We start from the raw sequence: 18,802 nt of genomic DNA, 5'->3' as shown, positions 1-18,802 counted from the left end.
CGGCTCAGTCATAGGCTCGGCCTGCTGACGCCCGACCAACCGCCATGGCCCAGTTCGAGAAGCTCACCGCCCCCAGCCAGGGCACACCCATCCGCTTCGAGAACGGACATCCCATAGTGGCCAACAACCCGATCATCCCCTTCATCCGAGGTGATGGCACTGGCGTAGACATCTGGCCCGCAACGCAGAAGGTGCTGGATGCAGCTGTGGCTAAGGCCTACGGCAGCAGCAAGAGCATCGAATGGTTCAAGGTGTACGCCGGCGATGAGGCCTGCGACCTCTACGGCACCTACCAATACCTGCCTGAGGACACCCTCGAAGCGATCCGCGCCTACGGCGTGGCCATCAAAGGCCCCCTCACCACTCCGGTGGGTGGGGGCATCCGTTCGCTGAACGTGGCCTTGCGTCAGATCTTTGATCTGTATTCCTGCGTGCGTCCCTGCCGTTACTACGAGGGCACCCCAAGCCCCCACAAGCGTCCCCAGGATCTGGACGTAATCGTCTACCGGGAGAACACCGAAGACATCTATATGGGGGTGGAATGGGAAGCCGATGACGCCGTCGGCCAGGAGCTGCGCAAGCATCTAAACGAGGTGGTCATCCCCGCCAACGGCAAGCTGGGCAAGCGCCAGATCCCCGAAGGATCCGGCATCGGCATCAAACCCGTGAGCAAATACGGCAGCCAGCGTCACATCCGCAAGGCGATCCAGCACGCCTTGCGCCTTCAGGGCGACAAGCGTCACGTAACCCTGGTGCATAAGGGCAACATCATGAAGTTCACGGAAGGGGCCTTCCGTGACTGGGGCTACGAGCTGGCCACCACCGAATTCCGCGACGTGTGCATCACCGAACGGGAAAGCTGGATCCTCGGCAACCTCGAGAAGGATCCCAATCTGAGCGTACAGGCCAACGCCCGGATGATTGAGCCGGGTTACGACAGCCTCACTCCTGAGAAAAAGGCCGACATCGATGCCGAGGTGCAAGCGGTGATCGATGCCATTTGCAGCAGCCACGGCGGCGGCAAGTGGAAGGAGATGGTGCTGGTAGACGACCGCATCGCCGACAGCATCTTTCAGCAGATCCAGACCCGCCCCCAGGAGTATTCGATCCTCGCTACTCTCAATCTCAACGGCGACTACATCTCCGACGCCGCAGCTGCGATGGTGGGCGGTCTGGGAATGGCCCCCGGCGCCAACATCGGCGAGAACGCCGCCATCTTCGAAGCCACCCACGGCACTGCCCCGAAACACGCCGGTCTCGATCGGATCAACCCTGGCTCGGTGATTCTCAGCGGCGTGATGATGCTGGAGTTCCTGGGTTGGCAAGAGGCCGCCGACCTGGTGACCAAGGGCCTCAGTGCCGCCATTGCGGACAAGCAGGTCACCTACGACCTGGCCCGACTAATGGAACCCCAGGTGGATCCGGTGAGCTGCAGCGGTTTTGCCGAGGCGATCATCCAGCGCTTCTAATCACCAGAGCTGCCATTCACGCCAGACTAAGGCGATGGCCTCTCCCACCCAGCTTCCTGGTCTACCGCCTGGCGCTGCAGATCCCTGCGTGCACTGCGGCTTCTGCCTGCCAACCTGTGCCAGCTATCGCGTTCTGGCCAGTGAGATGGACTCCCCCCGCGGCCGCATCCATGCACTGCGGGCGATCGAAGCCGGTGAACTGGAGCTGGATGCCACGGTGGCAAGCCACTTCGACACTTGCCTGGGCTGTTACGCCTGTGTTTCCGCCTGTCCTTCGGGAGTCCGCTACGACCAGCTGATCGAGGCAACCCGGCCCAAGCTAAATCAGACCAACCAGCGCAGCAGTTGGCAGATCAGCTTCCGCAACCTGCTGCTGCAGGTGCTGCCCTACCCCAATCGCCTGCGGGCCCTGCTGCAACCCTTACGGGCTTATGCCGGCACACCGCTGCAAATCCTGGCCCGCCGCTCGGGTCTCACCCGTCTATTCGGGCCGGAAATCGAAGCGATGGAGCAACTACTTCCCCCCCTGGTGCCGGAAAGCTTCAGCGACCAACTGCCCCAGATCAATCCCGCCAGCGGGGAACGCCGCGGCCGCGTAGCGCTGTTGCTGGGATGCGTGCAGCGCTGCTTCGACCCCAGCGTGAGCAACGCAACGGTGAAGGTATTGCAGGCCAATGGTTTTGAGGTGGTGATTCCACAGGACCAGGGATGCTGCGGGGCGGTGAGCCATCACCAGGGTGAGCTGCAGCTCACCCGCCAACTGGCGAGGGATTTGGTCCGCAGCATGAACAAGATCCAGGGACATCTGGATGCCGTGCTGGTGGCGGCCTCCGGCTGTGGCCACACGATGAAAGCCTATGGGGAGCTGCTGAACGGCAAAGCTGCGTTCAGGGCCCCGGTGCTGGATGTGCAGGAATTCCTGGCTGACCGCGGCCTCGTCGATGCGTTCCGCGCCCAACTACAACCTCTCCCCGGCGTGGTGGCCATGCATGACGCTTGCCACATGATTCACGGCCAGGGAATCCAGGCCCAGCCCCGCCAGCTGCTGCGCGCCATCCCCGACATTCAGCTGCGGGAAGCGACCGAAGCGGGGGTCTGCTGCGGAAGCGCCGGCATTTACAACCTGGTGCAACCGGAGGAAGCCGCCGAACTGGGCCGGATCAAGGCCGACGATCTCAGCGGCACCGGCGCTGAATGGGTGGCCAGCGCCAACATTGGTTGCACCCTGCAGCTGCGGCGCCATCTGGGCGATCGGGCCCATGTGCAGCACCCAATGGAACTGTTGGCCGCCTCAGCCGGCCTGCATCCGCTGCCAGGCTTCCCGCAGCGTGCCAGCAACGCCGAGATTGCCGGGGAAGGTGAGAATCGACAATCCAGTGCAGGGTCCCGCTGACGGACGCACCAGAGACAGTCCTGACAGCAGCTGGCCTTCCAGCTGCACCGACTCGAGGGCCAGGCCCCGGGCCAGCAGTGTCTGGGTGGTAATGCCGCCTTTGCTTATCAAATAACCCAGATCAGGAACGAGAGATGCCGCGAGTCGCCCCATCAGCTCCGCCAGAGCGCAGGACAAGCGCCGACCCTCCTGCTCTGAAGCACAGCGCAGCTCACCACGGCTGGTGAATAACACCGGCGTGAGGCCTGCCTCAAGCAGCGCTCGCAACTGCTGCAGCCAGACCCGCTCCAGATCGGCCAGCAGCAGATCAGGTGTCGGCCCCTCCAGCACCCGGGCGATGCGCGGCACCGGCAGCTCAACCCCTTGGCATCCTGGTTCCGCCAGCAGCAGCTCCAGCTGTTGGTCCGCCAAGGGCACGTGGGAGCCCACCATCACCAGTCCAGGCAGAGGCGTTCCATCGCCAGCCGAGCGCCGCAACCCCGCCAAGCCCTCGGGATCAAGCGGCGGCGGTCCCGGATCCGCCAGGGCCTTCACCATGCTGGCGGCAGAGCGGAACAGAAACCGTTTCTCCCTCTGCAGGGCCTGCACCGCTGCGGCCAGTGCGGTGAGTTGCTCCTGCCGCTCGGCATCCACAACCACCGCTGCATTGCCCTGGAGACCACGCAGGCGATCGATCAACAGCGGCAGCCCCGCATCACAGGCGGCATCCAGGTCGCGGCCACTTATCCGCTGCACTGACGCCGCGGCAATGGCGCCATCGCTTTTCTCCTCCAGCCAGCGGGGCAGATCACTGCTGCTGAACCCAAACAGCCGGTCCTGGGCAAACGGCGTGGTGTGCACCGGTTCCCCGTGGAGGAGATGCACCCCGTTCACGGTGGTGCGTCCCCCTTCCAAGAACGCCGGAACGTGGAAGGTGGCATCAAAGGGACCAAAGGACGCCTGCAAGACCTCAGGTTCCAGCACCCCATGACCGCGCAGGGTCGAATCCCCACGACTCACCAGCAACACCTGATCACGCTCCAACCCCTCCCGATGCAGCGCCTGATCCAAAGCCGCCGCAATATCGCGGTTGCGTTCCGCTGCATCCGTTGGCGGCAGCGCCCGAGTGTCGGCCAGCAGAAACAACAAGGGCGACGCATGGCGCAGCCCCCGGCGCAGGGTGTCGACATCCCAACGCAGCAGCAGCGGACAGCTGTGCACCGTCTGCGAGCCGGTGGGATCGTCGTCAATGACCACAACCTTCATGGCACCATCGTGCCGTGATCCATTCCCCCTCCAACCAAAGCGCTCTGATCGACCTGGTGCGCCAGTGGCATCAGAACGGCACACCCTGGAGCCCCAGTGGTATGGGCACACGCATGGACTGGGGCCCACCGCTGGATCCCCGCCATGAAGTGCTCTCCTGCCGTCAGCTCAACCGGGTGATCGACCATGCCGTGGACGATCTGACCATCACGGTGGAAGCCGGCCTGCCATTGCAGAACCTGCAGGATCTGCTTGCGGAACAGGGGCAATGGCTGCCGATTGACTGGCCCCGGGCCGGCGCGCCCGGGAGCATCGGTGGCCTGGTGGCTCGGGGCCTGGCCGGGGGCCTACGTCAACGCCACCTTGGGGTGCGCGATCAAATCATCGGCATCGGCCTGTTGCGGGCGGATGGCACCGAAGCCCACGCCGGTGGCCGTGTGGTGAAGAACGTGGCGGGCTACGACCTGATGCGGCTGCTCTGCGGCAGCTGGGGGAGCCTGGCGCTGATCACCGAACTCACCCTTCGGCTGCAACCGCTGCGTCCCGCCCGGAGCAGCCTGCTCGTGGACGGCGACCTGAAAGCCCAGGAGGCCTTCCGCAGCGAACTGCTGCGCTCCAGCCAGACGCCGGAACGCTGTGACTGGATCAACACCGGCGATGGTGCCTGGCGGCTGCGGCTGGTGGTGAGCAGCGTGTCGGAGCAGGCGGTGGAGGACCAGCTGAAGCAGCTCGAGACGATGGCGGCGGAACAGCAGCTCAACACCGAACGCCAGGCCTGCGCCAATGCCCTGACCACAACCTTCGATGCCAGCCCCTCAAAGCAGCTGGTACGGCTGGTGCTGCCGCCGGCCCAGTTGCAGCGGTTGTTGCGGAATGAGGCGATGAGGGCCCTCAAGTTGTGGTGCTGGGAGCTGGCCGCAGGAGCCGGCTGCGGTGATGGCTGGTGCGATGCGGCAACACCGGATCACCAACTCGAGGCGCTGCGCCGCGACGTGATAGGCCTTGGCGGCGAAATGACGCTGTTGAAACGCACGGCCACTTCAACTGTGCCGGCCTGGCTTGACCGTCCCTCCCGGCCGCTGATCGAAGCGGTGAAACGCCAGTTCGATCCCAAGCTGCAGCTCAGCCGCGGCCGGCTGCCGGGGGTGAATCAGGAGATGCTATAGCAACAACGAAGGATCTGCTGGGCACCTGGCTCCAGCACCAGTTTTCGATCACCACTCACCAGGGCCTGCCTAGGCCCCGTCCAGGGTTCCAGACAAACCATCGGCCGCGGAGGCTCGGTCCAAACCACGCTGAGATCCAGCGGTGCCTGATGCTGCAGTTCCAACGTCAGGCCGGTGGCATCGTCGATCAGGCTGACTGGGCCCGTTGGGCGGCAGAGGAAATCCACCCCCTCCGGCAGCCGATTGAGCTGATCCAGCGTGGACGCATCCGCCATCTCCAGATGGTTGAGGCAGCGCTCCGCCAAGCCGGTGAGCCGGGTCTGGGCCAGATCGCTGACGTTGAAGTAGGGATGCAGGCCAAAGCTGAAGGGCATGGCGGCATCACCGGAGTTATGCACGATGGTGGAAATCTCCAACGCAGATGCAACTGGGCGCAGCTCCATCTCCAGCAGGAAGGAGAATGGATAGGCCGCCAGGGTGGACTCGGTGCTGGACAGGCTGAGGCGCACGCCGCTCTGATCCTCCAGCAACTGAAGCTGCCAGGGGAGATCCCGCGCGAAGCCGTGTTGCTTGAGGGGGTAGTCGACACCATCCACCGGGAGCACATCGCCGGGCAGGTTGCCGCAGATCGGGAACAGCACCGGAATACCGCCGCGAATGCTTTTGGTGGGATCGGCGTAGCGCTCCTGATCGAAATACAGGATCTCCCGCCCTCCGCAACACCAACCACTGACCAAACCGCCCCGCTCGGGGATGATCCGCAACCGATCACCGCTGCTGGGATGCACGAAATCCCAGTGGGCATAGGGGGCCGAAAGCTGGGCGAGGGTCATGGGCATCCGCCGATGCGGGGTGGCTACTTCACTCCCTTAGCCAGCAGATCCGCATTTGTCGGTCCCACAGCCGACTTGAGACCCTCCAGCCATTGCAGCAAAGCCATGTTTACCTGATGCGGAACCTCATCGTGGGGGCAGTGCCCGGCCTCAAGAACCACCTCGGTGGTGGCCTTCGGGGCATGGCGCTGGAAGGTGGAACGACGACCGGGGGCATTGATCCAGGGATCACGGATGCCCCAGAGCAGCAACAGCGGCGCGGTCAGTTCCGCGAAGAGCTCGTCAAGGGGCTGACCGCGAGGGATGTCAAAGACGGTGCGGAACACCCCGAAAGCGCCGGGATCGAGGGAGGGGCGCCGGATCGACTCCACCAACCAGTCATCGACGTTGGTTTTGTCGACATAGACCTGATTGAGGGTGCGGCGGATCGTGGCGGGCCGTCGCAGGTTCTCGAACAGCAAGCGCTGCAGTACTGGGCTCTTCAGCAGGGCCGTGCCGATGCTCTGGCGGGCGATGGCGCCCCAGCCTTGCGGCGGTTTCTGCTCATCACTGAAGGGACCGGCGGCATTGAGCAACACAACCCCCGCACAGTCCGATCCCAATGCGGCCCCGGCAGCAAGGGCCGCGAATCCACCGAGGGAATTGCCGGCGATCACCGTCGGACGGCCGATCCGCTCGCGCACATAACCCACCAATTGATCGCGCCACAGGGCACCGCCATAGTTCAGCCCTGCTGGCTTGGCACTTCTGCCGAAGCCCAGCAGGTCAATCGCATGCACTGAATAGGTCTGGGCCAACACGGGAATGTTGTGGCGCCAGTGATCGGTAGATGCCCCGAACCCATGCACCAACAGAAGGGCTGGACGATCGGCAGTGTCTTGCTCGGGATGCTGCTGCACCGTGTGCACGGCGTGGCCTAGGTGGCTCCAGGTGACGCGATCCACAGCCTGCTGCGAGGGACGCGATGCTAAGCATCACTGAGGCAGCCTGGATGGTGAGCTACGAGGTCATGGGCGGACCGCTGGCGGACGCATCCGTCTGGCGCGGAGCTTTGGTCTGGGCCATCGCCTTTTACGGGCCGCTGAGCGCCCCCCTCAGCAAGCTGGAATCAAGCCTGGAGGACAGTGACCTCCCGGAATCGGTGCGGCAACCGACCTTGGTGATCAGCAGCCTTCTGCTGGCCCTGGCTACCGGCGTCGTCACCCAACTCGCATTCAGCTGGGCCTTGGGTCCCGGCTGGGCCTCAAGCCTTGGCGTTGTGGCCGTGGGCTGGAGTGTTTTGCTCATCTTCGCCGATACCAGAAAAGACGACTGATTCAGGAGGCACCCGCCAGGGGATCCGCTGCAAATTCGTCGGGCACCTGGTTGCCGTCCTCGGGCGGCTTGTCTTTCAGAACGATGCGCAGCAGCACCGGTGCGAGGAAGGTGGTGCCGATCACCATCAGCAGAATCGCTGCTTCAAGGCCAGGGCTGAGCAAGCCTGAAGCGGTTCCTAGGCCCAGGAAAATCAGGCCGACTTCGCCTCGGGGCATCATGCCAAGACCCACCACCAATTTATTGGTCTTTTCCTTGCTGAAAATGGCCCAGCCTGCAGCAACCTTGCCAATGATCGCCACGACGAACAGGAAGGCCGCAACCACTAGAGCAGAACGGGCACTGGGGTCGGAGGGATTGATCACCGACAGATCCATGCCGGCACCCACAAGAACAAAGAAAACGGTGGCGAACAGGCCAACGATGGGGGTGACCGCCGCCTGAATCTCGTGGCGGTGCTTCGAAGTGCTTGCGATCAAACCAGCAGCAAAGGCCCCGAGAGCAGCCTCAAGACCAATCGCTGAGGCAACAAAACAACTGAGGGCCAGAAGCAGGTAGGAACCAATCAACTTGGCGCCCGGGGCCTTGAGTTGGTCGATCATCCAATCAAAAGCTGGTGCGGCCTTCTGGCTCAACAAAAGGGCCACTACCACGAACAGCACCGCCGCCACCACCAACTGGACGATGGGGCCAATCTCCAGACTTCCGCCAGCTCCCAAAGACACCACAATGGCCAAGATGACGATCCCGAGAATGTCGTCGAGAACGGCAGCACCGATCACGATCTGCCCCTCGCGGGTGCGCAGATAACCGAGTTCACCGAAAACACTGGCGGTGATGCCGATGCTGGTGGCCGTCATCGAGGCACCCGCAAAGATCGCTGGGATGGCATCAACGTGAAAGATGGCCATGAGGCCAAGGGTGCCGAGGGCAAAGGGCAGCACAACACCCACGACGGCGACGCTGAAGGCCTGGGCCCCCACCGCCATCAATTCCTCCAGCTCGCTCTCGAGACCTGTAAGAAAGAGCAGGGAGTAGAGCCCCAACGTGGCCACTGCCTGCAAAGCTCCGAAGCTCTCGTCATACAGAATCGGAATCTCGTCCACCGGCACATGGGACAAGCCGGAGACAACCTCGGAAAAAGCGCCAGAGAGCTGCACCTGAGTCTCCGGCGGCACCAGGAGATGCAAACCCGAGGCACCGATCAGCACGCCAGCCAGAAGCTCCCCAAGAATGGTGGGCAGCTCGAAACGCACCAGCACCTCGGCGAGGGTGCGGGCCGCCACGAAGATGAGCATGAAGCGAAGGACGCCGATCAGCGTTTCCGCCAATTCGAGGTCATGGCTGCTGATTTCGCTCAGCAGGGTGGGCAGCAGCATCAAGCCGGGCATGTCTCACGCCGAACCTTAATGGTGATTCCACCGCTGAACTGTTCGCTGGACGATCCCAATTAACTGGAGATGCTGTAGAAGCGGCCTTTTTTGCAGGCAGCCCCAGTTGTGATCGCTACGGTCCGAGTAATTCATTGAGTTGGGCTCCGAGCACCCCTGGCCTGACGGTGATTACACGCTCCTTGGCTCGCTGACCCCCCATGACCACGTCCCAACCGTTCGATCTGCGTCTGCCGACCCCCGGCTGTCACAACGACCCCGAACGCGCCGGCCTCGATGCCAAGAGCGTGTTCGACGGCATGACGGAGCACCTGTTCTTCACGCTCGGCAAACTCGCCCCCACTGCCAGTCGCCATGACCTTTACATGGCCCTGAGTTACGCAGTGCGTGACCGGCTGATGATGCGCTATCTGGCTACCACCGAAGCGATGAGGGCCCGCCCGCAGAAATCGGTGGCCTACCTGTCGGCGGAATTCCTGATCGGCCCGCAGCTCCACAGCAACCTGCTGAACTTGGGGATCCAGAAGGAGGCCGAAGAGGCACTGAAGAATTTCGGCATCGAGTCGTTGCAGCAGATCCTGGACGTGGAGGAAGAACCGGGTCTGGGCAACGGCGGGCTCGGTCGCCTGGCGGCTTGCTACATGGAATCGCTAGCGAGCCTGAAAATCCCGGCCACCGGTTACGGCATCCGCTACGAATTCGGCATCTTCGACCAGCTGATCCGCGATGGCTGGCAGGTGGAGATCACCGACAAATGGCTCAAGGGAGGCTGGCCCTGGGAACTGCCCCAACCCGATGAGGCCTGTTTTGTGGGCTTCGGTGGCCGCACCGAGAGCTACATCGACGACAAAGGCAATTACCGCTCCCGCTGGATTCCAGCGGAACACGCCATCGGCATCCCCCACGACGTGCCAGTGCTGGGCTACCGGGTCAACATCTGCGATCGGCTCCGGCTGTGGCGTGCCGATGCCACCGAAAGCTTCGACTTCTATGCGTTCAACATCGGCGACTACTACGGCGCCGTTGAGGAAAAGGTGGGCAGCGAAACCCTTTCCAAGGTGCTGTATCCGAATGACGGAACCGACGAAGGCCGACGTCTGCGCCTAAAGCAGCAACATTTCTTCGTCAGCTGCTCGCTGCAGGACATGCTGCGCAGCCTCGACAACCGTGGGCTTGCCGTCGAGGACTTTCCCAACTACTGGACGGTTCAGCTCAACGACACCCATCCCGCCATCGCCGTGGCGGAGCTGATGCGCCTGCTGATAGACGATCGGCATCTCGAGTGGGACCGGGCCTGGGACATAACGTCCCGCTCCGTGGCCTACACCAATCACACCCTGCTGCCGGAAGCCCTTGAGAAGTGGGACCTCAACCTATTCAGCAGCCTGCTGCCTCGCCATCTTGAGCTGATCTACGAGATCAACCGTCGATTCCTGCAGCAGGTTCGACTGCGCTACCCCGGCAACGATGCCATCCAGCGCAAGCTCTCAATCATTGATGAAGAGGGCAGCAAAGCCGTGCGCATGGCCCACTTGGCCACCATCGGCGCCCACCACGTCAACGGTGTAGCAGCGCTGCACTCCGATCTGGTGAAAACCGACCTGCTGCCGGAATTCGCGGCGCTCTGGCCGGAGAAGTTCACCAACGTCACCAATGGCGTCACCCCTCGCCGCTGGGTCGCCCTGGCCAACCCCGAGATGTCCGCCTTACTGGATGAGCACGTGGGGCTCGATTGGATCTCCAACATGGAGAGCCTGCGCAAGCTGGAAGAACGACAGAACGACCAGGGTTTCCTGGAGCTCTGGGGCAACACCAAGCTGTCGGTGAAGCGCAAGCTGGCCACCTACATCCATCGCAACACAGGTGTGTTGGTGGATCCCGCCAGCCTTTTCGACGTGCAGGTGAAGCGCATTCACGAGTACAAGCGCCAGCACCTCAACGCCCTGCAGGTGATCACCCAGTACCTGCGGATCAAGAACGGCCAGACCGACGGCATGGCACCCCGCACCGTGATCTTCGGCGGCAAGGCCGCTCCCGGCTACTACATGGCGAAGCTGATCATCCGCTTCCTCAACGGCATCGCCGACACCATCAATGCTGATCCTGACATGGATGGCCTACTGCGAGTGGTGTTCCTGCCGGATTACAACGTGAAGCTTGGGGAACAGGTATATCCCGCCTCCGACCTCTCCGAACAGATCTCCACCGCCGGCAAAGAAGCCTCCGGCACCGGAAACATGAAGTTCGCTATGAATGGTGCCCTCACCATCGGCACCCTTGATGGGGCCAATGTGGAGATCCGCGAGCTGGTGGGAAGCGAGAACTTCTTTCTGTTCGGCAAGACCGTAGAAGAGATAACGGGCTTACAGCAGAACGGCTACCGCCCCGGCGATGTGATCGCTGCACTGCCAGAACTGCAGGAAGCCCTAAAGCTGATCGAGATGGGGCACTTCAGTAACGGCGACGGCGAACTGTTCCGACCCCTACTCGACAACCTCACCGGGAACGACCCCTTTTACGTGATGGCCGACTACGCCGACTACCTGCAGGCACAGGAGGCGGTGAGCCGTGCCTGGAGGGACCCAATGCACTGGAATCGAATGTCGCTGCTTAACACAGCCCGCACGGGGTTCTTCTCCTCCGATCGTTCCATCGGCGAGTACTGCAAGAACATCTGGGCCGTGGATCCACTGAACGTAGAGATCACCTGCGACGTGCGCTGAAAACAGCCTCAAAAAAGCCTTGGATTCCTCTCCAGGGCTCAGAATAGATACGTAGTTATTCAGTTCCGGTCGGGTAGGTCCGGAGTCTGGTGCAACAAACGGTTGAGTCGAAGACGGTCCACATTTAGAGGGTCAGGAGCCAACTCACCTGCCAGTTCGCGGAACTTCTTCTCGATTTCCTCGGGGACACGCACATCAAAAACCCGCTCCATCAAGGCCTCAATCGAGAACAGATGAGCATTGATGTTCTCCAGGTCAGCAATCGCCTGCTGGATGGCATCACCTGATTCCTCTGGCACAAGCGCGCTGGCTGCTCCAGGTTTCGAAGCAGCTGCATCGGCGGTCTGACGGGACCCATTGTGCTTTTGCAGATCCTCGAGCACGCGACCGGACAATGTGCGGAAAGACTGGAGTGCCGCCCAGTTCAGCTCCTGTTGCTGACGAAGCGTGGGCGATTCGCGTATCAGCCGATCATGCTCCCGGTAAAACCGTTGGCAATCCGGGCACTGGCAGGGCTCTTCCGGCAATGCAGTCCCTCGCGGTCATTCCCCACTATGCCATCCATTAAGCCGCCTGAGGGCCCAAATCCTCTTCAGCCTGGGGGCCATCCTCACCAGCGGTATCGGGCAAAGGGATCTCAATGGAGGACACCACGCCGATCACATCCCGCAGCCGCATCGAATCAGCGAACCAACCCATAGCCTGTTCGGTGTCGCCGCGACGTTCGGCATCACTGGCTTGATCTTCATGGGCTTCCGCCAAGAGAGCCAGCCAGCAGAGACAACGGGCCTGAACCACCGACAGATCAGGGTCAGTGGGCTGGGACTCCGCTATCCGCTCACTTTCCTGCTGCACCAACAGCCTCAGACGGAGATCGTGAAGCAGGGTCATTGCACCCCAAGCCGATTACAACAACCCTAGCGGTGGTGAACGATCTGCACACCCCACCAGATGTAGCGTTCACTACCTCTTGAGCAATTCCTACGGGGCTGGCGGGACTCGAACCCACGACCTACGGTTTAGGAAACCGTCGCTCTATCCAGCTGAGCTACAGCCCCAGACCTCTGAATTATGCCCGCGAGGCATGATGAGATCTGAAAGCAGGCGAGGTGGTTGCGGCCGATCTCTTTGAGTGTCGGCTGAGGAAAGTCCGGGCTCCCTGATGGCCAGGCTTGCTGGGTAACGCCCAGTGCGGGTGACCGTGAGGAGAGTGCCACAGAAACACACCGCCGATGGCCGGTTCGCTGGCACAGGCAAGGGTGCAAAGGTGCGGTAAGAGCGCACCAGCAGCATCGAGAGGTGCTGGCTCGGTAAACCCCGGCTGGGAGCAAGGCCAAGGAACGACGGCTGGCCATTGGCCCCGTTCCGCTTAAACGCGCCGCTTGAGGCCGTCGGCAACGGCGGTCCCAGATAGATAGCCACCCACCCTCTGCGGAGGCGTGAACAGAACCCGGCTTATGTCCTGCTTTCACCCCTATGAGTGCTGCTAAGGAGTTCATGTGGATACATCCCGCGCCACAGAGATCACCGACCTGATCCAGCGCCTCGGCAGTCAGATCCCGATCGAAACGGAACTGCTGGTCCTAGTGGACCAGGCTCTCACCCACATATCGACCGGCCGGACCCGCAACCTGGAACGGCTTGAGTTTCTGGGGGATGCAGTGCTGCGGCTAGCCGCCACCGAATTTATAGACCGCTACTACTCCGATCTCGCGGTGGGTGCCTGCTCCAACCTGCGGGCACAATTGGTCAGCGACCGCTGGCTGGCGGACGTTGGCGCAACGCTTGCCATCGAAAAACACCTGTTGCTGGGTCGGCACGCCCAAGGGGATCGTTCTGCCCAATCCAGGCTGCGGGCCGATGCCACCGAAGCACTCATAGGTGCCATTTACGCCAGCTTTGGGAACCTTGAGGCCATTCACCGCTGGCTAACCCCCCACTGGCACTCCACAGCCCGAGCGGTGCTGGCCACTCCCCACCAGTTCAACGGCAAAACAGCACTGCAGGAGTGGAGCCAAGGTCAGGCGCTGGGACTGCCTCACTACTTCACAGAAGAATGCAGCCACAAGCACGGTGACCCAGACCGCTTCCTCTGCCAGGTGAGCATCCAAGACCAGGTACTTGGGGAGGGAAAAGGCCGCTCACGCAAGGAGGCCGAACAAAATGCCGCTACAGCTGCTCTTAAAGCTCTTGACAAAGGCTACGAGACGTAAAAATACTATAAACGCCGTCATTTAATTCACATAAATTATGCAATGCACGACATTGAGTATTGCTCTTCCAAAAAACCCTCATGCAAAATAATCGCAGGAGCTTTATCGAATAAGACAAGATATAGATACCTTAAAAATTAATTAGATCGAATTAATTTTGCAATTCTCCAAGCGTCATCGACACTAACACTGTTCGAGCAAGGGATGCATAATATTCTCGAAGCTATTGACTCTGAAGCAGGCATTGTTGAATCATCAGCGCACTGCGGAACTGTATTTAGCGAAGGATAAAAATACCTTCTTGGTATAAAGTGGTCTCCAATCAATGCTGACTGCGCAGCAAGCATGTCATCGGCCGAATTAAAAATCAATGGAAAGTAGGAATAGTTACTTCCTTCTGAAATTTGCTGGAATTTAACTCTCCCAAAAGACTGCAGCTCGTCTCTATAAAGTTCGTTCAATATTCTGCGATGTTGAAATGTTTTTTCTAGGAACTTCAAATTAGCCAAGCCCAAAGCAGCATGTATTTCAGTCATTTTGCCATTTGTCCCAATATCCTCAATTTGTTTATCTGAATTATAACCAAAGAATCTAAGGCGCTCTAATCTTTTGCTTAAAGCATCTGTGCTGGGGATCAAACCCCCTCCCTCGCCTGTATTAAATATTTTAGTCGCGTGAGTACTAGTACAACTGATATCACCATAAGAAAGAACTGATTTACCATTGTAAGTACTTCCAAAGGCATGGGCAGCATCATAGATTACTTTAATTGAATATCTCTTTGCAAAAGCAGCAATTTCTTTGACGGGACAAGGATTACCAAAAGCATGAACAGGCATTACCGCAACTACATCTTCATTAATCTCTTTTTCGAGTGACGAAAGGCTAATATTTAGAGTTTCTTCATCAATATCGCAGAATTTAACTTTACAGCCCTCCCATTGTATTGATGATACTGATGCTATCCATGTAAATGCCGGAACAATGATAGTACCCTTAAGATGTAAAGCACGAATAGCCATTTGAAGAGCCAAAGTACCATTGACAACGGCTATATATCTATCTAATGACAGACGGTTTTTAATTTGATGCTCAAGATCCCTTAAGAGAGGACCGTTATGGGTCAGCACCCCACTCTCCCAAGCGGTAGATAGAATGTTTGCAAAATCTTCGATCGGGGCGAGCGATGGAGATGTTACTTGGAGCATTAGATCGCCGTCGATTTTATTAATTCTAACAGGAGAGACTGTTTAATGTTAGCTGAATAACTTCGCTCACGTATTGTGGAATCTGTAATTGAAAGCCGAAATTGATTTGCTGACTTAATGTAGCAATCGTCACTAAAAAAAATATCTTTTTCTTGTCCAAGCGACTTAATTTTTACTGGTGCATGGAAGCCAGGGGGCGCAGTGAAAAATCTATTAAATGTCATAATGGAATCTTCTGACCAAACTTCTAAGGAGCACTGATATTCATTGCAAAATCCCCAACTACCCAATACAGAAAAGTCTGTATTTTTCTCGGTTATGATACAGGAGCCAAACATATCAACATCGTAATTCTTCCGACTAGACAAGCTCGATAAGACTTTATAGTCATCACCATTCATCAATAACGAAGAGACTTTCGAGATATAAGCACCTGCGTCTAAAAGCGCACCGCCTCCAAGACTTTTTTGATAGCGAATATTACCTTTGTCAGAAAATAGCGGAAATCCAAACTTCACGAAGATGGACCTTATATTAGAAAGGGATCCGACTTCAATCTCTTTTGCAATAAATTCGAACTGATCATGATATTGAAACTGAAAATTTTCCATGATTGAGAGATTATTACTTCGAGCAGTTTTGACAAGCTCTTGTGATTCCGATAAAGTAAGTGTGATAGGTTTTTCTATCAATACATTTTTTCCCTCAGACAACGCCGAACGCGCGAGAGAGTAATGCAATGAATTTGGCAGCGATATGTACAATGAATTAACTTCGTCGCTAGATATTAAATCCGCATAATTTTGATAATATCTAGCGTTATATTTTTCGGCAAGCTCTATTCCTCGCAATTGATTCGATGATGCTACTGCGACGATATTAAAGCCTGCATCAATAAGCGACTTTGCCATTATTTTATTGGCTATTTTAGATGCCCCAATAAGACCTATATTCATAACATTGAAGGCTGCAATAAACTCAAAAGGCTTCTGAGCTGTATATTAACAAAGTTATTGTATCTCAACAAGTCTGAAAGCGTGCCTATTGAAATCCACATATAATATGAACTGGATAGCGCAATATCTTTTCCAGCAACATCTAAAACTATATTTTTATTCTCCTCTCTGTAAAATCGACCGCCTTCTTCTGACTGTAATGTTGAGCATATAATGGAAGTTTTTTCAAGCATTGTTGCATGATACATATCATACAGATATTGCTCTACAGGACTTTTCTTGTTTTGTGAACTTGTTTGAATTGTTGGCGCAATTTCTATAATGTCTTTAGTGCCGCATTCTAATTTAAATTGGACAAGGCAAAGAAGGCTATCAGCAGTTTTTTTAATAAATAAGACGTTTTCACCTACTGAGCATGGAGCAACAAGAGGTTGATCCCAATCTTTCACCTCCCTGCCCATCAGACTAATATTCACTCCAAGAACATCAAAATAAAGAGAGTCGCGATGACTTAGCTTTCCATTGACTAATTCCCACTTATCTGTTTCACTGATTGGTATTTTTGAAACAAAGAGACTGTGCTCGCTTTTTAAAGTACTTAAATGTGATAGCAAAATTTTGCGCTCAGAATCATTTGGTTTATAACAACTAAAATAAAATCTGAGAGCATCGGCATTTCTAGAGTTAGGCATTATTTCACTCAAAGATTCACATCCTTCCATGAAGTCGCAATAGTTGATACACGAGACAATTGTTCGCAAATCCATATTTACGCAGTTGTCCTGAAGGCAGAAGCCTTTAATTTGACTCAATGTAAGCCATACAAAATTCTCCGGAATTTTATCGCTATCAAAATTTTCTACGTAAGTAATTATATTGCGATTACGCTTCGCCAGAAATCTACTGCCTTGCTCTGACTGTAATTGATCTACTAGTATTTTACATGATTCTTGTTGACCAGGGAAGCGAAAATAATTCAGAAATGGTACCGATTTTCCACCATGTGCTGCAAGAAAATTACTACGTGTAGCTTGAATTGTGGGAGACAATTGAATATAATTTATATTGCCAGGCTCTACTTTTAATTGAACAAGGAAGTAAAGAGTATTTCTTATCTTAGTGCACAAAAGGCCTAGAATCCCTATTTCAGGCTGATAAATAATTGGCTGCTGCCATGAAAGATTTAGCTCAGGACATGCAACATCAATTCCAACAATCTGAAAAAACTTACCAGTTTCATGGCTTATATCTTGGCGGCTTACTTCCCAGCGATTCAAATCCTGTATATCTTTGAATTTTATAGAAACCTTCGAGGAGGATGCAGCTCTATCAATCAAATAACTAACTTTTTTAGCTGAATTCAGTGGATCATTGCAAACGAGAGAATTTGCCAAGCAAGTTCCGATTTCAGTCAAATCAGCAAAATGGGTAATCATTTTCACACCTACTTCTTATTTATCATAGCAGGGACATAATTATCAGTCTAGCCTCTGACGCATATTCCAATACCAAAACCCGATTGATCACAAGATCCAAATAAGTCTTTCCCCGGCACAAGAGCAAAATTGGTAGATCTCAGTCTAAGAGCTATTTCACGAGAATACTGCTGTATCCGAGAACAATTAGAGGCGAAGAAAAAAGAAGAGGATAACACCAATGGTGCGGTCAATGCTCCTCAGCCTCTGTTACAATAAGCGGGCTTAGCCAATGAACTTGAGCAGCTTGAGTAACCGTCGAATTTGGCCAGAATTGAACACTTAAAGCAGACTATCGCTACACAGCTACGAAGCAAAAAAGCACAGCACGGCCGAGATATCGAGCAATCCAGTAAAGCCAAAGAGGTAGTGGCGCGTCTTCTTCGCCAAGACCAGATTGAGAACGAAGTCCGCAGCAAAAACCCCAAGCGGAGGTTTTGCGCCTGATCGATTCAAAAAAACATTCATCTGGAGCAGAGGCGAATTGCCAATGTGATCAGACTCCCCCAAGACCGCCAAAACACTCAGCAGAAACACCCGAATATGACGGCGCTGTTACAAAGAAGGCCTTGTCCGTCTCCTTAGGCCGGCTGAAGGTCTTTCAAACGAATAGTCACCAACTTGTCCCAGTTGCCACCCTCAAATAAAACTGCCGCACAGTCGCCGCTGATCCTCTGAACGAAGCCTGTGTAGCCGTTGTAGATGGAGGTGGCATCGGCCACGGTCACGGTGGTGCCGGGAAGGATCGGAGCAGGTGTAGACGCCATGGCTCGTTCGTGGACAGATCTGGCGTCATTATCGGCAGAGTATGCGACAGATGGCATGGTGGAGAGCGAAGACTGGCTAAGCGTCGGGAAGATCGTTGGGGTTCAAGGGCTCCAGGGAGAACTGCGAGTCAACCCCGCCAGTGATTTCCCCGAGCGCTTTACGGAACCGGGGCCACGTTGGCTGCGCAGCCCCAGGGGGGGTGAGCCTACGGAGATCCAGCTGAAGAAAGGCCGGCAACTGCCAGGCAAATCGTTATTTGTGGTGCGCTTCGAGGGAATCGACAACCGAAGCGCCGCCGAAGCACTTGTGGGACAGGAACTGCTGGTGTCAGTAGATGACCGGCCCGAACTCGAGGATGGAGAGTTTCACCTGCTCGATTTGGTCGGTCTGAAAGCACGGCTCACGACCGATGGCCCTGCAATCGGCACAGTAAGCGACCTAATCAGCGGCGGCAATGACCTGCTGGAAGTAACCACAAATGACGGCCGCAAGCTGCTAATCCCTTTCGTGGAGGCGATCGTGCCGGAGGTGAAGCTCGAGGACGGCTGGCTGCTGCTCACCCCACCACCTGGCCTGCTAGAGCTCTAAAAAAATCCTCCACTCCCAGGCCATCGACAGAAGCCCCTGGGGCAAGCGAATCTGGATCAC

The 18,802-nt window shown here is 56.7% G+C and carries 17 protein-coding genes, 1 tRNA gene and 1 other RNA gene; 8 read left to right on the top strand and 11 right to left on the bottom strand.

The annotated features are described in order from the left end of the window. Positions 1-44: 44 nt before the first annotated feature. Both FZZ85_RS04615 and FZZ85_RS04610 read left to right on the top strand, forming a co-directional pair. Complete coding sequence (locus tag FZZ85_RS04615; RefSeq protein WP_226412686.1) at positions 45-1,469, top strand: NADP-dependent isocitrate dehydrogenase; 1,425 nt, start codon at positions 45-47, stop codon at positions 1,467-1,469. A 34-nt stretch (positions 1,470-1,503) separates the two neighbouring features. Then, positions 1,504-2,862: a (Fe-S)-binding protein gene (locus FZZ85_RS04610; RefSeq protein ID WP_226412684.1), complete on the top strand. Its 1,359-nt coding sequence runs from the start codon at positions 1,504-1,506 to the stop codon at positions 2,860-2,862. On the opposite strand, the gene FZZ85_RS04605 is transcribed toward FZZ85_RS04610, so the two are convergent. Further along, positions 2,761-4,107, bottom strand: a complete 1,347-nt coding sequence (locus tag FZZ85_RS04605; protein ID WP_226412682.1) for a four-carbon acid sugar kinase family protein — start codon at positions 4,105-4,107, stop codon at positions 2,761-2,763. The genes FZZ85_RS04610 and FZZ85_RS04605 overlap by 102 nt on opposite strands. Positions 4,108-4,121: 14 nt before the next feature. Here FZZ85_RS04605 and FZZ85_RS04600 point away from each other — a divergent pair, with 14 nt between their 5' ends. Further along, positions 4,122-5,273 (top strand): FAD-binding oxidoreductase, encoded by a 1,152-nt coding sequence (locus FZZ85_RS04600; RefSeq protein ID WP_226412680.1) that lies wholly within the window; start codon positions 4,122-4,124, stop codon positions 5,271-5,273. On the opposite strand, the gene FZZ85_RS04595 is transcribed toward FZZ85_RS04600, so the two are convergent. Together FZZ85_RS04595 and FZZ85_RS04590 are read right to left on the bottom strand one after the other, a co-directional pair. Beyond that, positions 5,258-6,112 carry a galactose mutarotase gene (locus tag FZZ85_RS04595; protein WP_226412678.1) on the bottom strand — a complete coding sequence of 285 codons (855 nt, stop codon included), beginning with the start codon at positions 6,110-6,112 and terminating at the stop codon, positions 5,258-5,260. The two genes, FZZ85_RS04600 and FZZ85_RS04595, sit on opposite strands and share 16 nt — an antisense overlap. 17 nt (positions 6,113-6,129) lie before the next feature. After that, entirely contained in the window at positions 6,130-7,050 is a 921-nt protein-coding gene (locus tag FZZ85_RS04590; RefSeq protein ID WP_226412676.1) for an alpha/beta fold hydrolase, read from the bottom strand. Positions 7,051-7,070: 20 nt separating this feature from the next. Between FZZ85_RS04590 and FZZ85_RS04585 the strand changes: the two genes are divergently transcribed. Further along, on the top strand, positions 7,071-7,421 hold the full coding sequence (locus FZZ85_RS04585; protein WP_226412674.1) for a hypothetical protein: 351 nt from the start codon (positions 7,071-7,073) through the stop codon (positions 7,419-7,421). A gap of 1 nt (position 7,422) precedes the next feature. On the opposite strand, the gene FZZ85_RS04580 is transcribed toward FZZ85_RS04585, so the two are convergent. After that, entirely contained in the window at positions 7,423-8,799 is a 1,377-nt protein-coding gene (locus FZZ85_RS04580) for a cation:proton antiporter (protein WP_226412672.1), read from the bottom strand. Between the two features lie 212 nt (positions 8,800-9,011). On the opposite strand from FZZ85_RS04580, the gene FZZ85_RS04575 reads away from it, so the two are divergent. Next, the gene (locus FZZ85_RS04575) at positions 9,012-11,534 is read left to right on the top strand and encodes a glycogen/starch/alpha-glucan phosphorylase (RefSeq protein WP_226412670.1); all 2,523 of its coding nucleotides are present in this window, start codon (positions 9,012-9,014) and stop codon (positions 11,532-11,534) included. Between the two features lie 59 nt (positions 11,535-11,593). On the opposite strand, the gene FZZ85_RS04570 is transcribed toward FZZ85_RS04575, so the two are convergent. The 3 genes from FZZ85_RS04570 to FZZ85_RS04560 form a co-directional block, all read right to left on the bottom strand. After that, on the bottom strand, positions 11,594-12,061 hold the full coding sequence (locus tag FZZ85_RS04570; protein WP_226412668.1) for a hypothetical protein: 468 nt from the start codon (positions 12,059-12,061) through the stop codon (positions 11,594-11,596). A gap of 37 nt (positions 12,062-12,098) precedes the next feature. Further along, complete coding sequence (locus FZZ85_RS04565) at positions 12,099-12,425, bottom strand: hypothetical protein (protein ID WP_226412666.1); 327 nt, start codon at positions 12,423-12,425, stop codon at positions 12,099-12,101. Between the two features lie 93 nt (positions 12,426-12,518). Then, positions 12,519-12,592: transfer RNA gene (locus FZZ85_RS04560), tRNA-Arg, on the bottom strand. 38 nt (positions 12,593-12,630) lie between these two features. Between FZZ85_RS04560 and rnpB the strand changes: the two genes are divergently transcribed. Beyond that, positions 12,631-13,008: RNase P RNA component class A (rnpB, locus tag FZZ85_RS04555), an RNA gene on the top strand. 25 nt (positions 13,009-13,033) lie between these two features. Continuing rightward, on the top strand, positions 13,034-13,747 hold the full coding sequence (gene rnc / locus FZZ85_RS04550) for a ribonuclease III (RefSeq protein ID WP_226412664.1): 714 nt from the start codon (positions 13,034-13,036) through the stop codon (positions 13,745-13,747). 137 nt (positions 13,748-13,884) lie between these two features. On the opposite strand, the gene FZZ85_RS04545 is transcribed toward rnc, so the two are convergent. From FZZ85_RS04545 to FZZ85_RS04530, 4 genes are all read right to left on the bottom strand, one after another. Further along, positions 13,885-14,955, bottom strand: coding sequence for a DegT/DnrJ/EryC1/StrS aminotransferase family protein (locus tag FZZ85_RS04545; RefSeq protein WP_226412662.1), 1,071 nt, complete (start codon positions 14,953-14,955; stop codon positions 13,885-13,887). After that, the gene (locus tag FZZ85_RS04540) at positions 14,955-15,866 is read right to left on the bottom strand and encodes a Gfo/Idh/MocA family protein (protein ID WP_255615991.1); all 912 of its coding nucleotides are present in this window, start codon (positions 15,864-15,866) and stop codon (positions 14,955-14,957) included. Before FZZ85_RS04540 ends, FZZ85_RS04545 begins: the two co-directional genes overlap by 1 nt. 41 nt (positions 15,867-15,907) lie before the next feature. Continuing rightward, positions 15,908-17,326, bottom strand: coding sequence for an NDP-hexose 2,3-dehydratase family protein (locus FZZ85_RS04535; protein WP_226412658.1), 1,419 nt, complete (start codon positions 17,324-17,326; stop codon positions 15,908-15,910). Between the two features lie 641 nt (positions 17,327-17,967). Further along, the gene (locus FZZ85_RS04530; protein ID WP_226412656.1) at positions 17,968-18,153 is read right to left on the bottom strand and encodes an NAD(P)H dehydrogenase subunit NdhS; all 186 of its coding nucleotides are present in this window, start codon (positions 18,151-18,153) and stop codon (positions 17,968-17,970) included. Between the two features lie 55 nt (positions 18,154-18,208). Here FZZ85_RS04530 and rimM point away from each other — a divergent pair, with 55 nt between their 5' ends. Beyond that, positions 18,209-18,742, top strand: coding sequence for a ribosome maturation factor RimM (gene rimM, locus FZZ85_RS04525; RefSeq protein ID WP_226412918.1), 534 nt, complete (start codon positions 18,209-18,211; stop codon positions 18,740-18,742). The last annotated feature ends 60 nt before the right edge of the window (positions 18,743-18,802 follow it).

It is taken from the genome of Synechococcus sp. MU1642, assembly GCF_020514115.1.
In the GTDB taxonomy this organism is placed as follows: domain Bacteria; phylum Cyanobacteriota; class Cyanobacteriia; order PCC-6307; family Cyanobiaceae; genus Parasynechococcus.
Note: the sequence above shows the minus strand (reverse complement) of the source record. Positions and strands in the feature narration are given on the sequence as shown.

Excerpts from the sequence above, each read along its gene's own strand:
- FZZ85_RS04575 (WP_226412670.1), top strand. The coding sequence starts at position 9,012 with ATGACCACGTCCCAACCGTTCGATCTGCGTCTGCCGACCCCCGGCTGT.
- FZZ85_RS04610 (WP_226412684.1), top strand. The coding sequence starts at position 1,504 with ATGGCCTCTCCCACCCAGCTTCCTGGTCTACCGCCTGGCGCTGCAGAT.
- FZZ85_RS04545 (WP_226412662.1), bottom strand. The coding sequence starts at position 14,955 with ATGCTCCAAGTAACATCTCCATCGCTCGCCCCGATCGAAGATTTTGCA.
- FZZ85_RS04565 (WP_226412666.1), bottom strand. The coding sequence starts at position 12,425 with ATGACCCTGCTTCACGATCTCCGTCTGAGGCTGTTGGTGCAGCAGGAA.
- FZZ85_RS04580 (WP_226412672.1), bottom strand. The coding sequence starts at position 8,799 with ATGCTGCTGCCCACCCTGCTGAGCGAAATCAGCAGCCATGACCTCGAA.
- rimM (WP_226412918.1), top strand. The coding sequence starts at position 18,209 with ATGGTGGAGAGCGAAGACTGGCTAAGCGTCGGGAAGATCGTTGGGGTT.
- FZZ85_RS04605 (WP_226412682.1), bottom strand. The coding sequence starts at position 4,107 with ATGAAGGTTGTGGTCATTGACGACGATCCCACCGGCTCGCAGACGGTG.
- FZZ85_RS04585 (WP_226412674.1), top strand. The coding sequence starts at position 7,071 with ATGCTAAGCATCACTGAGGCAGCCTGGATGGTGAGCTACGAGGTCATG.
- FZZ85_RS04540 (WP_255615991.1), bottom strand. The coding sequence starts at position 15,866 with ATGGCAAAGTCGCTTATTGATGCAGGCTTTAATATCGTCGCAGTAGCA.
- FZZ85_RS04595 (WP_226412678.1), bottom strand. The coding sequence starts at position 6,112 with ATGCCCATGACCCTCGCCCAGCTTTCGGCCCCCTATGCCCACTGGGAT.
- FZZ85_RS04615 (WP_226412686.1), top strand. The coding sequence starts at position 45 with ATGGCCCAGTTCGAGAAGCTCACCGCCCCCAGCCAGGGCACACCCATC.
- FZZ85_RS04530 (WP_226412656.1), bottom strand. The coding sequence starts at position 18,153 with ATGGCGTCTACACCTGCTCCGATCCTTCCCGGCACCACCGTGACCGTG.